The organism is Streptomyces sp. SID14436, from assembly GCF_010548465.1.
In the GTDB taxonomy this organism is placed as follows: Bacteria; Actinomycetota; Actinomycetes; order Streptomycetales; family Streptomycetaceae; genus Streptomyces.
The window spans coordinates 1-2,962 of the sequence record NZ_JAAGMD010000059.1 but is presented as its reverse complement, the minus strand read 5'-3'; the positions used below and the strand labels follow the sequence as shown (position 1 = coordinate 2,962).

The following is a 2,962-nucleotide window of genomic DNA, read 5'->3' as shown; positions in this document are numbered from 1 at the left end:
CGCGGTCCTCCGGCGCACCCGAACCAGTCGCTCCGCCGGGCTGACGGCGCCGCGCGGGGCCGGCCACCCGGTCGAACCGCTGGGCACGGGAGGCCGTCTCACTCTCCCCCCGGGGGCCTTGTCGGTTTCGGGGCAGTGCAGGGGCCGTTCCTGGGGGGCGTCCCTGGTCGTCCGTCCTTGAGGCTGTCCCCCGCCGCGCGCCGCGTGCCCGCCTGTCCGGGTGTCCGCGTGTCCGGGTGTCCAGGAGGTGCTGCGTTGCCTGCGGAATCCCGTCAGGGCTTGCGTCCCCACGCCGCCACCAGGGGTGCGGTGGACAGGTCCAGGGCGCCCGCGGCGACGTTCGCGAGGTGGCGGTCGACGTCCTGGGCGGTGGCGATGCCGGCCCCGACGAGCCGGTCGCGCACCAGGCGCATGGTGGCGGACTCCAGGGCGGCGCACTCGGGTGCGGCCAGGGGGAAGTACGCGTCGGCCCGCACGCCGCTCAGGCCCGCCTCCCGCATCAGCCGCGGGAGGCGGCGGCCCTGGGCGAGGTCGGTCCCACGGTCGGCGAGGAGCCGTCGCAGGCCGTTCCGCAGCCGGTTGGCGAGCTGCTGCTCGGGGCCGTGTTCGTCCGGGCAGAGCAGGGGCTGGAGTGCGGGGTCGGTGTCCTCCACCAGCAGCCGCCCACCGGGCCGCAGCACCCGGACCATGAAGCGGATGACCCGCTCCGGTTCTGCCGCGCCGACGAACGGGAGCCGGGCGTGCACCAGATCGAAGCCGCCCTCCGCGGGTGGTTCCTCCGTGGCGATGTCGTGGGCCCGCACCTCCACCGGCGGCCGGGCGACGGCCGACAGGCGCGCCGGGTCGGTGGCCGTGGCGAGGACACGCCCGGTCGGGCCGACCCGTCGCCCCAGCCAGGCCAGCACCGAGGGGCCGGCGGCGCCGACTTCCCAGCAGCGCCAGCCGGGACCGGTGCCGATGGCTTCGAGGTGGCGGAAGGTGGTGGCGTCGAAGAGTGCGGCGAAGGCGTCGAGGCGCTCCGCCGCCTCGTCCGGCCGGTGGTCGAGCAGGTTCCCGTCGGATCGCATCATGCCGCGATCATCCCATTTGTCCGGGATGATCCCTGGGGTGGACGCGACGCGTGGAGGCGATTCGTCCACAGCCGGGAACCAAGCGGAACCTCGCCTTCCCACAGGTCCCGATGGGCTCGGCCCGGTCCTGGCAGACTGACGTGCCGAGGGGGACGAGAGGCGCGAGGGGAGGTGTGACGTACCGGGAGACCGGCTACCGCCGGGCGTACACCCTCTCAGCCCAGGTGGCGATCTGATCCTCCGTCAGGTGCTGGGCGAGGTCGGCCTCGCTGATCATGCCGACCAGTCGCTTGTCCTGAATGACGGGCAGCCGGCGGATCCGGTGCTCCTGCATCTCCCGGAGGACCTCGTCGACATCGGCGTCCGCGTCGATCCAGCGGGGTGTGCCCTGGGCCATCTCCCCCGCGGTCACCCGGGCGGGGTCGTGGCCCATGGCGACGCAGCCGATGACGATGTCGCGATCGGTGAGGATGCCGCACAGCCGCTCGTTCTCGTCGCTGATCGGCAGGGCTCCGACGTTCAGTTCACGCATCAGCTGGGCCGCGCGGTCGAGGGTCTCGTGGGCGGGGATCCACTGGGCGCCGCGGTGCATGATGTCTCCGGCGGTGGTCATGAAGTACCTCCCGGTGCCGGACGGCCGGCGCGGCGCGGGAGCGCACCGCGAGTCCCGACGCCCTTCATTGTGGCCGGGCGGTCCCCTGCCCGCACGCGGAGGCACCGGCCCCGGCGCGTGCCGTGCGGAGGCACCGGTTCAGCCCCGCCAGGCCGGGCGGCGCGGGTCGTCGGCCCGTACGAGGACGTCGGCGGTACCCGCCGGGTCGGTGTCCTGCGCGTAGCGCTCGAAGGCCGGCAGGGTCCAGTGCTCGGCCTCGGGGGTGCGGCGGCGCAGGGCGCCCGCGGACAGCTCGAAGTGGACGCTCAGGTCGAAGGGGAACCAGTGACGCAGCAGGAGGGGACCGTGCAGCAGCAGGACACCACCGGGCGGGAGCGGCACGCGGGGGCTGCGGGTGGCCCGGTCGGTGGCCGGGTCCCGCAGGTCGGGGAGGATCCGGCCGCTGCCGTCCGGTTCGAGCGGCCCGAACACCTCGCGCCAGAGGGCCCCGGTGTCGTACCAGCCGTCGTAGTAGGAGTCGACGTCCCGGTGACCGTGTTCGAGCCGGACCGACGCGGGGCGCAGGAAGCCGTCGGTCGCCACGACGAGCGACGCCCGCCCGCGCACCCGCAGCGCCTCGGCGACCCGCAGGGCGAGCTCTCCCGGCCGTGCGGCCGGGGCACCGTCGAGGGCCACCCGCGGCCAGGGACCGCCGTCGGCCGTCCGCAGGTCCAGCAGACGGTCGGCGAGGAGATCGCCGAGCCGCTCCCAGGTGATCGCTTCCAGTCGCACACGGCCATGATGCGTCAGCCGCCGGGAGGGGAACGAATCCACCATGGCGTCGTCCCGCGCAACTCCCTCCCTCCCCGTCGGACTTGTCGTCCACCAGCCCGCCGGACGACGCCACTGTGCCGCCTGCCGCCGCGGCCCCCTCCCCCTGGTCGTCCTGGAGAACGGAGCGCCGCGCTGCCTGGACTGCGCCGACCTGGGCCACCTGGTCCTCCTGCCGCGCGGCGACACCGCGCTGACCCGCAGGGCGCGGGAGGAGAGCGCCCTGTCGGCGGTGGTCGTCCGGTTCAACCGGCGCAAGGGCCGGTACGAGCGGCAGGGTGTGCTGGTCGAGGAGGAGGCGCTGGCCCGCGCCGAACGGCGGTGTCTGGCGGACGCCGAGGCACGGCGGCGGCGCCGGATGCGCGACGCCCGGCGGCGGGCCGCCGAGGACGCGCGGTTCACGGAGGCGTTCGCGGCGGAGATCCTGCGCCTGTTTCCCGGCTGCCCGCAGGAGCGCGCCCGGGCCGTC

The 2,962-nt window shown here is 75.1% G+C and carries 3 protein-coding genes and 1 pseudogene; 1 reads left to right on the top strand and 3 read right to left on the bottom strand.

The features are described from left to right. Positions 1–272: 272 nt before the first annotated feature. The 3 genes from G3I53_RS02105 to G3I53_RS02095 all read right to left on the bottom strand — a co-directional run bounded on the left by G3I53_RS02105 (position 273) and on the right by G3I53_RS02095 (position 2,454). Positions 273–1,070, bottom strand: a complete 798-nt coding sequence (locus G3I53_RS02105) for a methyltransferase domain-containing protein (protein WP_164337972.1) — start codon at positions 1,068–1,070, stop codon at positions 273–275. A gap of 193 nt (positions 1,071–1,263) precedes the next feature. Beyond that, the gene (locus G3I53_RS02100; RefSeq protein WP_164337971.1) at positions 1,264–1,683 is read right to left on the bottom strand and encodes a CBS domain-containing protein; all 420 of its coding nucleotides are present in this window, start codon (positions 1,681–1,683) and stop codon (positions 1,264–1,266) included. Between the two features lie 138 nt (positions 1,684–1,821). Beyond that, on the bottom strand, positions 1,822–2,454 hold the full coding sequence (locus tag G3I53_RS02095; RefSeq protein ID WP_164337970.1) for a uridine kinase: 633 nt from the start codon (positions 2,452–2,454) through the stop codon (positions 1,822–1,824). Between the two features lie 43 nt (positions 2,455–2,497). Between G3I53_RS02095 and G3I53_RS02090 the strand changes: the two are divergent. Next, positions 2,498–2,962 (top strand): annotated as a pseudogene (locus tag G3I53_RS02090) (DUF2293 domain-containing protein); the annotation flags it as partial.